Annotated in this window: 11 protein-coding genes; 10 read left to right on the top strand and 1 reads right to left on the bottom strand. The window is 37.0% G+C overall.

Features of this window, described 5'->3' with window-relative positions:
- Positions 1-338: 338 nt before the first annotated feature.
- Positions 339-1,106, top strand: a complete 768-nt coding sequence (locus TY11_RS05165; protein ID WP_042143620.1) for a tyrosine-protein phosphatase — start codon at positions 339-341, stop codon at positions 1,104-1,106.
- A gap of 352 nt (positions 1,107-1,458) precedes the next feature.
- Here TY11_RS05165 and TY11_RS05155 read toward each other — a convergent pair whose 3' ends face one another.
- On the bottom strand, positions 1,459-2,694 hold the full coding sequence (locus tag TY11_RS05155) for a helix-turn-helix domain-containing protein (RefSeq protein WP_042143615.1): 1,236 nt from the start codon (positions 2,692-2,694) through the stop codon (positions 1,459-1,461).
- 376 nt (positions 2,695-3,070) lie between these two features.
- Here TY11_RS05155 and TY11_RS05150 point away from each other — a divergent pair, with 376 nt between their 5' ends.
- From TY11_RS05150 to TY11_RS05110, 9 genes are all read left to right on the top strand, one after another.
- Positions 3,071-7,258: a S8 family serine peptidase gene (locus TY11_RS05150; RefSeq protein ID WP_042143613.1), complete on the top strand. Its 4,188-nt coding sequence runs from the start codon at positions 3,071-3,073 to the stop codon at positions 7,256-7,258.
- 71 nt (positions 7,259-7,329) lie between these two features.
- On the top strand, positions 7,330-7,872 hold the full coding sequence (locus tag TY11_RS05145; protein WP_042143611.1) for a signal peptidase I: 543 nt from the start codon (positions 7,330-7,332) through the stop codon (positions 7,870-7,872).
- 18 nt (positions 7,873-7,890) lie between these two features.
- Positions 7,891-8,559, top strand: coding sequence for a hypothetical protein (locus TY11_RS05140; RefSeq protein ID WP_042143608.1), 669 nt, complete (start codon positions 7,891-7,893; stop codon positions 8,557-8,559).
- Between the two features lie 21 nt (positions 8,560-8,580).
- Complete coding sequence (locus TY11_RS05135) at positions 8,581-9,084, top strand: hypothetical protein (protein WP_042143606.1); 504 nt, start codon at positions 8,581-8,583, stop codon at positions 9,082-9,084.
- Between the two features lie 158 nt (positions 9,085-9,242).
- Positions 9,243-9,617, top strand: a complete 375-nt coding sequence (locus TY11_RS05130; protein WP_052345743.1) for a protease inhibitor I9 family protein — start codon at positions 9,243-9,245, stop codon at positions 9,615-9,617.
- Between the two features lie 465 nt (positions 9,618-10,082).
- Positions 10,083-11,501 carry a polysaccharide deacetylase family protein gene (locus TY11_RS05125; protein WP_052345742.1) on the top strand — a complete coding sequence of 473 codons (1,419 nt, stop codon included), beginning with the start codon at positions 10,083-10,085 and terminating at the stop codon, positions 11,499-11,501.
- 18 nt (positions 11,502-11,519) lie between these two features.
- Positions 11,520-13,379: a glycosyltransferase family 2 protein gene (locus TY11_RS05120; RefSeq protein WP_042143605.1), complete on the top strand. Its 1,860-nt coding sequence runs from the start codon at positions 11,520-11,522 to the stop codon at positions 13,377-13,379.
- On the top strand, positions 13,379-15,139 hold the full coding sequence (locus TY11_RS20815) for a polysaccharide deacetylase family protein (RefSeq protein ID WP_042143604.1): 1,761 nt from the start codon (positions 13,379-13,381) through the stop codon (positions 15,137-15,139). The genes TY11_RS05120 and TY11_RS20815 overlap by 1 nt, the downstream gene beginning before the upstream one ends.
- A 20-nt stretch (positions 15,140-15,159) precedes the next feature.
- Positions 15,160-16,233 carry a glycosyl hydrolase family 18 protein gene (locus TY11_RS05110; RefSeq protein WP_052345741.1) on the top strand — a complete coding sequence of 358 codons (1,074 nt, stop codon included), beginning with the start codon at positions 15,160-15,162 and terminating at the stop codon, positions 16,231-16,233.
- The last annotated feature ends 240 nt before the right edge of the window (positions 16,234-16,473 follow it).

The following is a 16,473-nucleotide window of genomic DNA, read 5'->3' as shown; positions in this document are numbered from 1 at the left end:
ATCGGGCGAGCACTACTGAAAGTCGCGAGGGAGTACCTATTTAACGCGGTAATTGGATTAAACCTTGTGAGATTCTGCCAGCTCTCGAGAAAATAGGAAAAGGTGGCGTGACTTTACTTAAATGTCGTGCCACCTTTTTCTCTGCAGCCATAATCGATTGTTAAATCCCCTTAGGGCAGGGAATCTGTCCCGAACAGAATGAAAACCCGCGCTGGATTACCCAAGTCTTGTGCGGGTTTTCACTCATAATCATCACCCATACATAAAAATAATTTTGTATAATATGAATTTATTATAGTAGATTTATCTAACATATATAACTAGGATGTGAGAGTCAGATGATCGATATACACAGCCACATATTGCCAGGAATAGATGATGGTGCAAAAACGATGACAGAAAGTCTTGCTATGGCGCAAGCGGCAGTGAAACAAGGGATTCATACCATGATTGCAACCCCACATCATCAAAATGGCCGTTATATAAATGAAAAACAGAACATCTTAACCTATGTCGCTCAATTAAATGAAAGACTTCAAGAAGCAAAGATTCCACTTACTGTTTTAACTGGTCAAGAAACTCGAGTAAATATTGACATGATCAACGAGCTTGAATCCGGTGTAATTGCAACCTTGAATGATACGAAATATGTATTTGTTGAATTTCCATCTGCAGAAGTACCTCGCTACGCGGAGAAAATGCTATTTGATATTCAAGTTGCAGGATATTCACCGATTATTGTCCATCCCGAGCGTAACCGTCAAATTGCTGAGCATCCTTCGATTTTATTTGATTTCGTGCAAAAAGGATCGCTTACTCAAATAACGGCAGCAAGCTTAGTGGGGAAATTCGGGAAAAACATTCAGAAGTTAACCCATCTACTGGTAGACTATAATCTTACTCATTTTATTGCTTCGGATGCACATAATACTAGCACAAGAGGTTTTGTTATGCAGGAAGCAATAAAAATATTAAAGAATAAGCATGGAAATGATACGTTTTACATGTTTATGGAGAATGCTCAGCTATTAATTGATGGTCAGCATGTAAATAGTCATGAACCGGAACAGATAGAGAAAAAAAGGAAAATCTTTGGATTGTTTTAGTAGATGGGAAAAACTATTTGGTGTTTTGAAACAAGAGAAGCGGGAGATGGGGACACATTCCACGGCTTTTTGTTTTTCACTTGAGTTGGCTTTTATGGCGTGTGGTATAGACAGGCAGGCAGGAATCCCTAGTAGTAGCGTACCCAAGATTAAGGGTATACGAAACTAATTAAAGCCGTGCGATAATTTTCACTCTGGAGAGAGTCATGTAGTAACCCTTTGCAGAGTAGAATTCTCGCGACAGGTAGTTCCTGCCGCGAGACATTTGTGATTTCTCGCTTAATTATAGCATTCCCCTTGCAACTATAATGAAATCTTTCTTGGCAAAAGAGCCTGAACACTAGCCAACTATCTACTTTCCAATACGCTCAAAAACATACCCCGCTGTTTGCAACGCTCTATCAATTTCGTTTACCCTAGTGTAGTAGTGGAATAGTTCTTTCTCATAGCGTTCAGCGACTATGAGATGGCCATGTTCTCTGAAATAGGGCAGTGCTTTTGTGGCTATATATTTATAGTACTGTTCTTCACGCTGAAGGATGGAATATTTATGAATGGTTAGCACAATGGTGTAAATATTATCCTGGACTTTTTTGGCGATCAAGAGTCCGTCATGTACATGTTTTAGTAGCTCTTCTTGTGATAATAAATTTCCTTCCCAACCTGTACGTATATATCCCTCTAATGAAAGGAGGTAAATGCCTGTTTCCTTTTCTTTTAATGCCATAGATTGTTCATACAGCCTTAAAGCTTCGACATATTTCTGCCTTCTTAGATTTTCATAGGCAAAGTTGTGCAGAAGCTTTGCCTTTCTATCAGGAGAATGGCAAAGGTCACATAAATTCAGCAAGGTTTGATACTTCTCTTTCGTTTCTTTAAAATCTCGGTATTGATTAGACTCAATTTGAATAATCATCAAATTTTCTGCATCAATAATCCCAAGAAAATAATTTTTTTGCTTGTATAATTGTAATGCCTTCTCTGCGTAATAATAGGCGAGAACGGGTGAATTATTATAATGATAGGCAGTGGCCAAATCATAAAAAACAAGTGCATTGGTATACTTGTCAAAATCAATCTTTTTTAAAATTTGAATGGATTCTGGATGGTTTTCCATTATCATCTGATAGATGCCCATGACATGCTTATACAAATTTTGTTCGTATGGAGGTAAGTTGTTTTGGTTCTTTGGAAGTTTCTTGAGTTGTTTAGAAATATTGGTCAGGTTTCCTTGTTTCAAGCTATATTTTAACGAAAGTAAATAATAGAGCGTTTTATAATCTGATATCTCTATTAACTGATTGCTTGCTAATTCCTTTTGTAGGTCTGCTGCTGCCTGCATATTAAAAGAAATAATCATTTCATGCCACATATCAAGCTTTTCTTTAATCTCCGTTAATTTACGGACTTCTTTTTCTATGTTAATGTCTAACTTCTTTGCTAACATATCTGTGATTTCAGAAGAGTATTCCGTTAGACCCCGCTCAATTTTACTAATATGGGTTGTGGAACAAATTCCATGTCCTAACTGTTCTTGTGTAATACCAGCCAGTTCACGATAAAACTTGATGACTTTTCCCTCATACATTGATTATTTCTCCTTTCCTGTGATTGCTTCTAAATCGATTAGAATGAAAATCCTACAAAAATAACTGCAATTCCTGTTTTATTTTCTGACTTTTATAAATTATAACTCAAAAGTGCTTTAATTTGGGGAGCTAATTATTAGTACTTTCATCCTGTTTTGTCTATCAATTTATTATCCACCCGGATGATTAGTGTAAAATGGTATGACTAAATTACCATACTGAATATTCAAAAAACAGATTAATAACCCCAATTTACAGGTTGATATTTTTGCCTATATGATAGTTCTTAATAATTCATCTAATTACCGGCTAAAAAGGAGAGTGAGGATTAACACCAATATTAGGCTTAGATGAGGAATTAGAAAGGGGTCTATGATGAAAAGAAAACGAAGAATGAGATTACTAACCATGATATTGTCAATTGTCTTAATTCTTAGTACCATGCTTCCTCAAGGATTGATTCTAGCCAAAAAGGGAACTTCCAGTGTGGAGGAAGTGTTGGGGAATCTGACAAACGAAGAGCGTAGTGCCTTGAATCAATTGGAGACAACTTCTGGATTTACTATCCATCCGGAAATTAACCTTGAAAGCACAGATCCTGTAGATATCATTGTTGAATTTAAACAGGATCCGGCAAAGGTTGCCGTTGCAAAAGCAAAAGCTCTGAAAAAGCGCTCCGCTGTTACACTAGCTGATGCAACTAAACTAGTGGACGCATCCCATAAGGAATTTAAACAAGCAATTTCAAAATGGAAGAATGTTAAATCAGCCAATCAAGAGGAAACAATCATAACGCAAGAATACCGTGATGCCTTTAACGGTGTTGCCATGACAATACCGGGGGATAAGGTTGCCGAGCTATTGCAGACAGGGGTTGTTAAGCGTATTTGGAAAAATGAAACCGTTCAGCTAACGTTCCCTGAAATGAATGGTGAAAAAATAAAACCAAAAATGATCGATAGCATTCCACAGATTGGGGTAGACCGACTTCATGAAGAAGGTGTTAAGGGCGATGGTATCAAGGTAGGTGTCATTGATACAGGCATTGATTATAATCACCCTGATTTAACAAATGTCTATGAAGGATATCGAAATACGGAAGGGGAAGATGCTAGTAATGTTGATCCAGACACCGTACTGGGCTGGGATTATGTAGAAAATGATGCCGACCCAATGGAAACGACGTATCGAGATTGGGAGTCTTCTAATCAACCAGAGTTTGATTACTATGGAAATAGTTATTACACCTCACACGGAACACATGTATCGGGGACGATTGCCGGACAAAAGGATAATCCTGTGGATTCTGCGGTGAAAGGTGTTGCACCAGGGGTTGATTTATATAGTTATCGTGTGCTAGGTCCATATGGTAGTGGGCAAACAGATTGGGTATTAGCTGGTATTGATAAGGCAGTAAAAGACGGAATGGACGTTATTAATCTCTCCTTAGGAATGAATGTCAATGACCCACTATCTCCTACATCTGTTGCGGTTAATAATGCTATGCTTTCAAATGTTGTTACGGTGGTTGCAGCTGGAAATGCTGGTCCAGGGGAAAAAACTGTTGGATCGCCTGGTTCCGCGGCACTGCCAATTACGGTAGGGGCAAGTGATGTATCACAAACTATCCCTACATTTACTGCTACAGCAGATGGGGCGACTTTTAATGATGTACAACTACTAGCGAAACACTTTACAGATAATCTAGCAAACTATCAACATCAATCTTTTGAAGTTGTTTATGTAGGACTAGGGTCAGTGAATGATTTTGCTAATGTGGATGTGACAGGTAAAATCGCACTTATTGAACGTGGTGAGCTTGCATTTGATGAAAAAATAAGAAATGCAAAAGATGCTGGTGCCGTTGCTGTTATTGTGTATAACAATGAAGAAGGTCAAATTCCGCATTATGTCGGTGAAAATACAGCATATATTCCATCGTTTCGTTTGTCTAATGAAGATGGAGAGGCATTGAAAGCAGCAGTTGAAAATGGTGCACAGTTTACTTTTGGTGAGCTTGGAAATACCCAAACAGTCGGCGACCATTTGGCTGATTTCAGTTCAAGGGGACCTGTAGAAGGGACTTATGATATGAAACCAGATGTTGTTGCACCTGGGGTTGCCATCTATTCAACAGTTCCTGGGTACATCAATGACCATGAAAATGAGTCGTATGATGTAGCATATAACAGAATGCAAGGAACATCTATGGCTGCACCACATGTAGCTGGTGTTGTAGCCTTGATTTTACAGGAAAACCCAGCGTATTCGCCTTTTGATGTAAAAGCGGCATTAATGAATACTTCTGTTGACTTACAAGAAGATTATTCTGTTTATGAGGTTGGTGCAGGTCGTATCAATGCGTATGATGCGGTACATGCCACTACTTATATCAAAGTAAAGGATCAAACGGATATGGTAGAGGGCGAAGAAATAGTTGTTCTTGATCTGGAGAAAGGTTCTTTAGTATTCGGAAGCCATTATTTTGAAGAGGGCGAATCCATTGAGGTAACGAAGGGAATCACGATTGGAAACCGTTCGGAGGAAGAACAAACGTATCAACTCGATGTTGCATTTTTGCAAGCATTGGATAATCGCCAAGATGCATCGGAAAATGGTGTAGAACTGAACGTGGAGCAACGGGTTACATTACCAGCAGAGCAAAAAGTTGATTTGGAGCCAATGTTGATTGTCCCTAGTGATGCGGAGCAAGGATACTATGAAGGGTATCTTCGGGTAATCAATGAACATAACCCAGAAGAAACCTATCAAATTCCTTTTGCAATCCGTGTGACGGAAAAGGGAATTGATTTTATGAATCTAGATAGACATGCTGTACCTAATGAATGGACATTTCACTCGTTCCTAAGACCATTTATAGGCATGGAATTCAGAATTAAAAGTCCAATGGAAACGATAGATGTTATTGTAACCGATAGCGAAACGGATGAACCTATTGGATATGTAGGGTCGATGAATGCAACCAGTATAATTCCGGATAGAAGCATGTATATAATCCAAGCATTTATGGGGAATGTGAATCTGTTTACTGGCGATCCAGCTAATCCAATTGATAAAGAAATAACGAAACTTCCTGAGGGTAACTATAATCTTAAGATGGTTGGAACAGACAAAGATGGAAACAACTATACGGTTCAACAATTTGTTGTTGTTGATAACACACCAGCAGAAATAGTCTTTAATGATATTGAGCCTGGTATTATCGAAGTGGATGAATCGATGTATACAGACGAAGACGGGTACCATGCATTGTGGGTTCACACCAATGTATATGATTCAACCATCGATGTTTTAAATGAAAATGGGGTAGATTACGATCAATCTGCGAATGTCGTAGCCTATTACCAAAATTCACCTTTCCCTGGTTTGCTGCCAGTTTCGGCAGATGGAGAAATGAAGTTTGGTGTATTACCGGAAGAAATTGAAGATGGACCATTAAATTTAGGGCTAGATCCAATTGATTTAGCAACCAATGCTGGAGAGCGAATCCAATATACATTTATTAAAAAGGGAACAGCCTATGGGGAAGCCACTTATGAAGAAGAGGAAGTCAAATTAGGAGATAGTCTCACATTTACGTTGAATTTGAACAATGTGGAGGAGCTTATATCAGGCGAATTTGACTTAGGATATGATAAGGAAACCTATCAATTTAAAGATGTACAGTTAAATGAAGAATTTGTTGATTTTGCGGAAGAAAATAACTTAAATGTAACACTTGATAAGCCAACATTTGATGAGGATATTTGGACAAAGGTAGTACATGTCGGTGCTTCACTAAATGAAGAGGAGACTAATGGGTTTAGCGGAAACATTCCATTTATCGATGTTACCTTTGAAGTAATTAGTGATACCTATTATGGAGATAAGGCTCAGTTACGTTTCGATGCGATTGAACAATTTACTTATCAACAGTCGGGTGATGATTCAGAGAACAACATCCCAGTGTTTGCTCATGATAAGTACCGTTTTATATCGAAACACTCGGTAGTAAATGGAAGTTTTTCTGCTGAGGCTTTTATGCATCCAGATGGCTTCCCTATTAGAGCAGACTATGAGGGATTCGGGGTGAAGGTTTATGCAAAAGGCCCAGACGGAAAAACCTACAAAGGTACCTTTGATGATCGTGCACAATTTGAAATTAAAGGATTACCTGTTACAGAAGAAGAATATGAGATTTTCTTTGAAATTCCTGGCCATCTAACCAGTACGGTCAAAACTAAAATTGGCAAAGAAAAAGATGGAGAAATCTTTGGTGAAATGTTACGGATAAGACCACCGATGAACTTAGCCGGTGATGTAAACGGCGATGGAGTCATTGATATTTTGGATGTCATGCGTGTTGTTGCCAAGTACGGAAAAAATGACGTTCATACAGATCTTAATAAAGATGGCATAGTGGATGAGGTTGATATCCGTTTTGTTGAAAAGAACTTCCTAGAAGTTGAACCTAATATAAATAAACGTCCAATGGAAAAGTTAGGGAAAAAAGGATTAAATGAGTTCTTACAGGCACTAGGTCTTGAGCCAATAAATGATTAAAGTAGGAGGATTCGTGCACATGTCACATGTGTACGAATTCCCCAGCTTAATACTAGGAAGGGGGATGAAAAATGGCTAACCTAAAAAAAGCTCTAGCAAATACTTTCCGTATTTTATTCATCGTATTACTCCTATTTATTTTATTCCTTGCCATCCAATTAATAAGGCATCCAGATGCACCCCCATCCATTTTTGGTTATCAGCCATTTACCGTGCTATCGAATAGTATGAATCCGAGCTTTGAAACAGGTGATTTGATTATTGTTAAAAAAGTTGCCTCCTCATCTGTCAAAGAAGGAGATGTTATCACATTCCGCGAGAGCAACGATAAATTTGTTACACACCGAGTGGTGGAGGTTATCCAGCAAAATGGGAATCCTGGATTTGTAACAAAAGGAGATAACAATAATGTGAATGATGATCATGTTGTCTCTTCTGAAAACGTTGTGGGGAAAAAAGTACTTCATATAAAAAATGGTGGGCTTATAACAAAATTTGTTGGTAGTCCAATCGGGCTTATTCTGTTTGTCTTTCTACCACTCATAGGCTATTTTGGTTTGACTCTTTGGGAACATACAAGGAAAAGATATCATTCAAGAAAATCTAGCACTTAAAAAAGGGAGGAATTAAGGATGAAGAAGACGAAGAATTTATTGTTAGGATCAGCTATTGTGGGAATGATTGTTGCAACAGCTAGTATGGGAACCTACTCGTGGTTTACATCAGAAACAAATGCACAAGGGGATATGGAAAATGGTACGTTAGAAATCAATAATGGTGCAGATATAGAAGAAACATTATTTTCTGGTGTGAAATTTGCACCATCACAGCTTCAATATGGAAATTGGGTTAGCATCTCTAATACAGGTGATATGGATACTATTTTAAAGGCAACTTATACCCATAAGGTAGATAAAGCTTCTCTTGAAAAATATGCTATCGGGTACATGGCGATGAAATATACAGTAACACCGGGGCAGGATGTTTATGAAGATGCAAAAATTGCCCTTGAAAACTTATTTAACGGTACTACCAATGAACGTTCTGTTACATCGGCAAACCTTCCAGAAGGAGTGGAAGTTGTTGGAAAGGTATTATCAGAAGCAGTGGCAGATTCTGGGGAGATCCAGCTTGGTGAAGGAGACGATGATTCTTTCTGGCAACTGGAAGAAGGGCAATATATTGATATTATGGTTGGCATTAAGTTGGACGAAAGTGCTGGGAACGAATACCAAGGTGCTAAATATGATGCAGGGTTAAAGATAAATGCAAAACAAACGGATAATGGTGCAGAGTACTAAGAATAACAGGTGGGTGAGTAGATGATAAAAGGAAAAAGGATATTGCTTGTGATAGGTGTTTTGGCGATGTGTTACCTTTTATCTTTCCTTTCCAAAACAGGAACATCTGCATGGTTCGTTAGTGGAATTGAGGCTAAAGGGAATATGGTAAATGCTGTTACAGATGACCTTATTTCCGTTTCATCCACACTAGTTTCTTGTGAGAATGGACAAGCCCAAGTCAATGTTAGTATCATGAATCGCTATGAAATAGAAATACCAATTCAGTTACAGGAAACTCATCATCATTTATTACCGGGTGAGACTTTCTCTAAAGCTATATCCACAGCAATTTCTGAGGGCTTAAATGAGATTCAAGTTCCTTTGACCGGTTTTAACCGTTATATTGATGAGATGATAGAAATTCCAATTGATTGTAATAACGATGAGGCTTTGATAGATTCAGAAGATACTTCCCTATTGGAGACCGAGAACCAGACTAACGATACGGAGGAAGTTATTAATCCAGAACATGAAAATGAGTAAATAGATGGGAATTGGAGGACATGATGATGCTATCATGTCCTTCCTAGTAGGTGGTAAATAGGAGGATGGAATAATCTTTCATACATATGGGAGCAAGTACTGTAATAAATATGAAAGTATAGTAAATATTAGGTTATCTAAATGGAAAGGAACTTATTATGAATTCATCTATATTTATAGATCCTAAAATAGATCTTGATAGTGAGGAAAACGTACAAATTATTGTTCAATTTAAAACAAGGCCAGCAGTAATTCAAGTCAAGTTATTACCGAATCTGACAATAGAGAAGGCAAGACAGTTGGTTGAAGAAAGTCATCGTCAATTTCAGCAAGATGTAGTGAATTACCTTTATAAAAATCAAATTGAATATGTCATTTTAAATCGGTACAAAGAGGCATATAACGGTGTTGCAATGAAATTAAAAGGAAAAGATATAAAATACTTACTGCAATCCAATGAAATTGGAGCAATCTACATGAGTCAAATAATAAGCATACCACCGAAACCAAATGATCCTAGATATCAGATATGAGTGGGAGGAGTAATGCCCCGCCTTTTTGGAAAGCAGCATCAAATTGTATAACAACTAGTTGGTACCGCAATGCACATACTTATGATGTATTGGGTTTTGGGATGAAATAGTAAGTAAGTTTTAAATCCACACTCTACAAAAGAAATAGTGAATCTACCAGTCACATAAGAAATCTCTAAAATTTGCTGATTTGCAAAGTCATAGTAAAGATAAATTTTTATAGCAAAATATAAAGGCCGATACTTTCTGAATTTAGGAAGTATCGGCCTTTATCATATTTAATTGTCTTCTACTTTACTAAGCTCTAGGATTATATGTAGAGAAATTGTAAAGATTGTAAATGTATAATACTTTTGTGGAACGAGACTAAAAAAACTATTGCGTATTCTAACGAAATTTAATAAAATTAATTGTTTTTATTAATGGCCGTTTCAAATCAACAGTTGTGAGAAAGAGGAAGTGTGAATGAAGCAATTGAAACTTATTGTTATAGGTTTACTTATTGTGGTTTTGTCAGGGTGTATAGGTGAAAAGGAAGCACATCAAACGACATCGGTTACACCAGAAATTACGATACCAGCTAAAGAAGTTGCATCTAAACAAGCCATGAATCAGATTTATACGACAGAAAAAAAGATGGCCTTAACATTTAATGGAATGGCTGATAAGGAAACCATGATCGATTTACTAAACGAGTTAGATCGTTTTGGTATAAAAGCAACTTTCTTTTTACCAGGCATGAGGGTAGCAGAGGAACCGGAACTTGCGAGTGAAATTTTGGATAGGGGACACATGATTCAGAATAATACATTGAATCATGTCTTGCCTGACAAGCTGGATTATGAGAGTGCCTATGTGGAACTATACTTAGCGAATAAAGTATTCCAAGAACACTTAGATATAGTGCCGGAATATGTACGAAGTCGTTCAGGTGATTCCTCTCTTTCTCTTGAGGAGGCCTCAGCACAACTAGGAATGCGTGTCGTATCCAACACGATCAACCCAAGAGATAGTCAAATGCAGAGTGCGGAGGAAATTGCTACTTATATAAAACGTTTTTCCACTAGAGGGGCAATCATTCAACTAAACACCTATACGAATCCCGAGGTAATCCGTGCAATTGAATTGATTTATGAAGATGCAGTTGCATCTGGATATACGCTAACAACCTTAGAAGAAGTAAAATTAGGTAATTATTTAGTTGAAGACACAATAAATACAAATAATCTCGTAGTTAATCGGGCGTATGAAGATACAGAACCAGTCATTATTGAGAAGTTCTCTACCACCAAAAAGGAAATAGCGCTAACGTTTGATGATTGGGCAAGCGATGAAACCATTTCAGCCGTGTTAGATATTCTAAATGATTACCAAATTCAATCGACCTTTTTCTTAATTGGTAATGGCGTAGAAAAAAATCCGCAATTAGCTAGATTAATAGTAGAACAAGGCCATGAAGTGGCTAGTCATTCCTATAACCACAAGGTTGTCGTTTCAATGAATCCCGAAGAACTTCAAGAAGATCTTGTAAAGAATGATGAGATATTATCTTATGCATTACAAGAAAAGCCACTCAATATGTTTAGACCTGCTCAAGGCATTATGGATGATGAAACTGCAAATGTTATCACAGCTACTGGTGTTGAATATATTGTTCTTTACGATGTTGCATCACTAGATTGGAATTTATCTCTTACAGAAGAAGAAGTATTTAATCGTGTAATAGAAAAGACAGGCCCAGGCAGTATTATTAATATGCATATTCTGGATGAATCACACACCGTACAACTATTGCCAAAAATTATTGAACATCTACAGCAACAAGGATATGTTTTTAGGAAAATTTCAGAGATGATAAGTGATTATAGAGTAGGAGGAAGCTGATAGTTTAGCTGTGAGCATATGTCAATTAAAGAAATTATTACGAACACAAAAGCAGACCGTAGAATTTTGTCCAACATTCCTGATCCTGAACTTGTAAGGACAAAATTTGACCGAAGAGGACTACATGTTCAGTTGGATGAGGCGGTAAATCCCGATAGTGTGTATAAAGCAAGACTTTATGGAAAGCGCTACATTGCTTCTTTTCCTGTTAAGATGAGCATTCCCTCTATAAAAAAAGTGAATAGGGTAACGAGTGCTGATATTTCCAATACAGGCATTCTAGTTCAATTGCCAAATAAGGCATTTGCATCTGATTTGAAGATAAAACAGATGGTTAAGTTATCCTTTAACCTTCCAGCTGGAGCAATGCCTGAAGGGTATGAATTTAAAGTATCTCTACGGGCAAAGATTGTTCGCCATTTTAGTCAAGAAATAGATGGAGAGATCCAATATTTTTGTGCAATGGAATTTGAACAGTCCTTGGAAAGTTACATGAAAAAAAGGCGTTGGGGATTATCTGTATTTATGGCGAGTTTGTTATTACTTGTCATCATGCTATTAGTCCTCTTAATGAGGGCAGAAAGTGTTATATATTTTAAGTTTAATAAACTTTTATATTTTTACAGTTTAATAGCAGCGGCCTTTCTACTAAGTAGATATGTATTTGGCCTACTCTACAGGAATGTTCCAGTGAATATGAATTATGAACCAGGTGTTTCAATTATAATTCCTGTATTTAATGAGGAGGAGTGGATTCAGCGGACAATCCTTAGTTGTATCGATCAAACTTATCCAATAGACAAATTGGAAGTCATCATTGTTGATGATTGTTCCACAGATAAAACCGCCCTTAAAGTGAAGGAGATAATAGATAGGATTAATAAGGATGGGGAAAGATTTAATACAAGAGAAAGACTTATGTTTCATAAAATGTCGGAAAATGGAGGGAAACGTGAAGCGTTGGTTGCCGGCGTAAAGATGGCAAAACATGATTTAGTCGTGTTCGTGGATTCTGATAGCTTTCTAGAACCAAATGCAATTCGAAATATTGTTCAGCCATTCCAAGATCCTAAAATGGGTGGTGTTGCAGGGCGTACAGAAGTGGAAAACAAGTTTACTAATATGTTGACGAAATTACAAACCGTCCGATATTACATTGCTTTTCGAATAATGAAGGCTGCTGAGTCAACATTTGATTGTGTGACATGTCTTTCCGGGCCGCTTTCCTGTTACCGAAAAGGCTTGGTTTTGGATAATGCGGAAGCATGGTTGAATCAGCAATTTTTAGGACACCCTGCTACTTTTGGTGATGACCGAAGTATGACCAATTATATACTAAAAACGCACAGGACAGGGTATCAAGATAAAGCAGTTTGTTCTACCATTGTACCATCAAGTTTTAAACTATTTTTAAAACAGCAGATGCGATGGAAACGATCATGGTTACGAGAATCGTTACGTGCATTGACCTTTATTTGGAAGAAAGAACCTTTTATGATGGTATTTTTTATAATCGGTTTAATTGTGCCTATTGCTGCACCAATAGTAGTGGTTTATAACCTTCTGTTTATACCACTTGTACATGGGATTTTTCCTACAACCTTCATAGTAGGCCTACTCTTAATGGCACTATTGATGAGTTTTGCGCATCTTTTTTTCCGTAAAAGTAAATTATGGTTTTTTGGGTTTATATTCGTACTCTATTATGAATTTATTCTATTATGGCAAATGCCTGTTGCGTGGGTGACATTTTGGAAATCAACTTGGGGTACCCGTGAAACGCCGCAAGATGTACTAGAAAAAGAGAAGAAACAAGCAAAAAAACGAAAAAGAATGTGGAAAGTAAATCAAAACAAATTGGACGGAGGAGGCTCATAATGCCACCTTATTCAAAAAAAGCAACGTTTAACTATAAAAAGAAAAAAAGAAAAAAACATATAGCTGTTGTTTGTCAAATTGCAGTTCTTGTGTTCTTGACTTATATAATGATACAGGCAGTGTTTATAACTGAAAGGTATACTGCTCTTTCGCCCGAAGAGATGAACAACAAAAATGGTTTTATAGCTCTCTCCTATTTTGGGGTGGATCGAAATGGGTCCCCAAAATATATTGGCAAGGACGAGTTAGAGAAACAATTAGGGGTACTTAAAGAGCAAGGATTCGAAACTATTTCTCAACAACAGATTATTGATTTCTACGAAAAGGGCATTCCCTTACCTGAAAAAGCATTATTTTTGTCATTTGAAGATGGGAGAACAGATTCAAGTATCTTTTCACAAAAGGTATTGGAGGCTTTGAATTATAAAGCTACCATGTTTACGTATGCAGACAAGATGAATACAAGCGATACCAAGTTTTTGAAGCCAAGACATTTAGAAGACATGGTGGATAGTGGATATTGGGAACTTGGGTCAAACGGTTATCGGTTAACATACATCAATATATTTAATGGTAAAGGCCAATACCTAGGGGAAATTGAGGAAAATGATGTTCCTGATAAAACTACCATAGAATATTACAACCATTATTTGATGGATTTTCTAAGAGATGAATATATGATTCCAAAGGAAACCAGTCTTGAAATGCAGCAACGTATCACAACAGACTATGAGCTAATGGATGAAATCTATACTAAGAGTTTATCTAGCATGCCTAAGGCCTACGCGATTATGCATGCAAATTCACTATACAATAATATGCACACTACTGTAGAATCGGTTAATGACAAGATGATAAAGAAATACTTTTCACTTCATTTCAACCGTGATTTGAATGCATACAATAGTATTGCTGAAGATGAGAACCTGTATAATTTGAATAGACTTCAGGTATCTCCTAATTGGCCTGTAAACCATTTATTAATGAAAATACAGAACGATTCGAAATGGTCGATGGATTTTGAAAAGGGTGATGAATCTATTGCCAGCAAGTGGTTAGTCAAGGACGGAGTTGGAGAGTTTAATCAGCAGAAAATGATATTGACGACAGAACCGGGAAAAGAAGTGAAGGCAACACTTGTTGACGACCTACCTTCGGAATTTACAGCGAGTTTTGATCTAAAGGGCGGTGTAATGGGCAAACAGTCTGTTTCCTTACAAGGTAAAGATGATCAGCAACAAATTTACATTACAATAGAGAGAAATAAACTACATGTATACGAAAAAATATATCAAAAAGAGCCGAAGTTAATTTTTGAACAGCAACTAGATGAGTTAAACTGGAGTGGTGAGGACTATGCCTTTAATAAAGCAACCCAGTATGATTACTTCGATACACAACAAGGATCTCGTATCGATGAGGAAGCTTATCCTAGTACATTACTGAATAATCGTCACATGAGCATGACATTAGATAACGGTACATTGCATCTTAAGGTTGACCAGGAGGATTTAATAGAAGTAGCGTTACCTATAACTTCATCTACTTATCAGTTAGCGCTAGGTGGTTCTAATATTCCTAGAAAAAGATCTCATGAACAGGATGTGGATACTATCTATGATTCTATCTTTGAAAATATAGTGATTCAATCACCTGATAAAGTTTTGTATACGGTTCAAGAGTCCCAAATGGAATCTTTTTTACAATCGATTTCAAAGATGGGTTCCAATATTATTGATTTTTTTATTGAAGTATTTTAATCAACTAGGGGGACTAGAGAATGTTCTTTCGTCGACGTCAAAGGATAATGGTACTAGCTGTCGCATTTATAGTATTAACAGCCTGTACTAATACTAATAATAAAACGGAGCAGCCAACCGTAGTAGAAACTGCAAAAGTGGATATCGGCACATCTTTATGGTTAGTTGATTGGGCATCTGAAAAGGGCATTGAAGAAGCAACCGAGGCTTTAAAAGATATAGATAACATTCTATTATTCGCAACTTATTTTGATGAGATTGGTAGACTATATCAGGTGGAGGATTCAAGGCAATTGATTGATGATGTAGTAGGGAATCCACACTTTGATGGAAGTAATGTGTATATTACAATTGTGAATGATTTGTTTAAAGATGATGGATCGATCATTCAAAAGGATCCAGAAATACTGAAAGACATACTTCATTCGCCGTCTACTAGAGAGGATCATGTGGATGAAATCATAGAATTTGTGGAAGATTATCCAATTGAAGGTATTGAAATTGATTATGAAAATATACCAGCTGGATTAGAAGATGAATTTATTCTTTTTGCACAGGAGCTGCAAGTTGCTTTGGAGGAAGTTAGTCTCTACCTACGAATCATTCTTGAACCTGGCTTTCCCGTTGAATCTTATCCATTACCGGAAAAGTTACAGTTTGTTGTGATGGCTTACAATCTGTATGGATATCATAGTGGGCCTGGTCCAAAAGCAGATTATGTATTTTTAGATAGTTTGATGAAGCGATTTCCTAATCACGCTGGGAATATAGATATTGCATTATCAACAGGAGGTTTCAGTTGGCAGGACGGCCATGTGGAAAGTATGACCTATGAACAAATAAGTGAAGTCATTCGCCATTTCCATATTGAACCAATAAGACACGAAGAAAGTGGAGCTCTTTCTTTTATATATCAAGAGGAAGGTCAAGATGTTGAAGTATGGTATGCTGATGCAACAACACTAAAACTTTGGACTGAAAAGTTAGTGAGTAATGGGTATAAAGACATCTCTATCTGGAGAGCAGGTGGGCTAAACAAAGAGGTGTTGAACATATTTGGTGTTCTAAAAGAGCCTAATATGGGAAAGAATTAACGAATAATGGATAAATTTATCCAGGGTATGTTCACTATAATGGGTACAATCAAATTACTAATTTGATTGTACCCATTTTTTAGTCAAAGCGGTACGCTCTCGTATAACCAATTGGTATAGGAAGAGTACGTCTTATCACGATTATAAGTTGTAAACCTATGGCGATGTTAGTAGTGAATTTATACTCCCCGAATTTAGATAGGGCATTTTGGTAGGAAACAATTCCCTGCCCCTTATACC

Origin of the sequence: Paucisalibacillus algeriensis, assembly GCF_000577245.1 — a bacterium.
Classification (GTDB): domain Bacteria; phylum Bacillota; class Bacilli; order Bacillales; family Amphibacillaceae; genus Ornithinibacillus.
This window is presented reverse-complemented; position numbering and strand designations above follow the sequence as displayed.

Bases quoted from the DNA above. Each gene is read 5' to 3' on its own strand.
- TY11_RS05165 (WP_042143620.1), top strand. From the start codon at position 339: ATGATCGATATACACAGCCACATATTGCCAGGAATAGATGATGGTGCA.
- TY11_RS05155 (WP_042143615.1), bottom strand. From the start codon at position 2,694: ATGTATGAGGGAAAAGTCATCAAGTTTTATCGTGAACTGGCTGGTATT.
- TY11_RS05150 (WP_042143613.1), top strand. From the start codon at position 3,071: ATGAAAAGAAAACGAAGAATGAGATTACTAACCATGATATTGTCAATT.
- TY11_RS05145 (WP_042143611.1), top strand. From the start codon at position 7,330: ATGGCTAACCTAAAAAAAGCTCTAGCAAATACTTTCCGTATTTTATTC.
- TY11_RS05140 (WP_042143608.1), top strand. From the start codon at position 7,891: ATGAAGAAGACGAAGAATTTATTGTTAGGATCAGCTATTGTGGGAATG.
- TY11_RS05135 (WP_042143606.1), top strand. From the start codon at position 8,581: ATGATAAAAGGAAAAAGGATATTGCTTGTGATAGGTGTTTTGGCGATG.
- TY11_RS05130 (WP_052345743.1), top strand. From the start codon at position 9,243: ATGAATTCATCTATATTTATAGATCCTAAAATAGATCTTGATAGTGAG.
- TY11_RS05125 (WP_052345742.1), top strand. From the start codon at position 10,083: ATGAAGCAATTGAAACTTATTGTTATAGGTTTACTTATTGTGGTTTTG.
- TY11_RS05120 (WP_042143605.1), top strand. From the start codon at position 11,520: ATGTCAATTAAAGAAATTATTACGAACACAAAAGCAGACCGTAGAATT.
- TY11_RS20815 (WP_042143604.1), top strand. From the start codon at position 13,379: ATGCCACCTTATTCAAAAAAAGCAACGTTTAACTATAAAAAGAAAAAA.
- TY11_RS05110 (WP_052345741.1), top strand. From the start codon at position 15,160: ATGTTCTTTCGTCGACGTCAAAGGATAATGGTACTAGCTGTCGCATTT.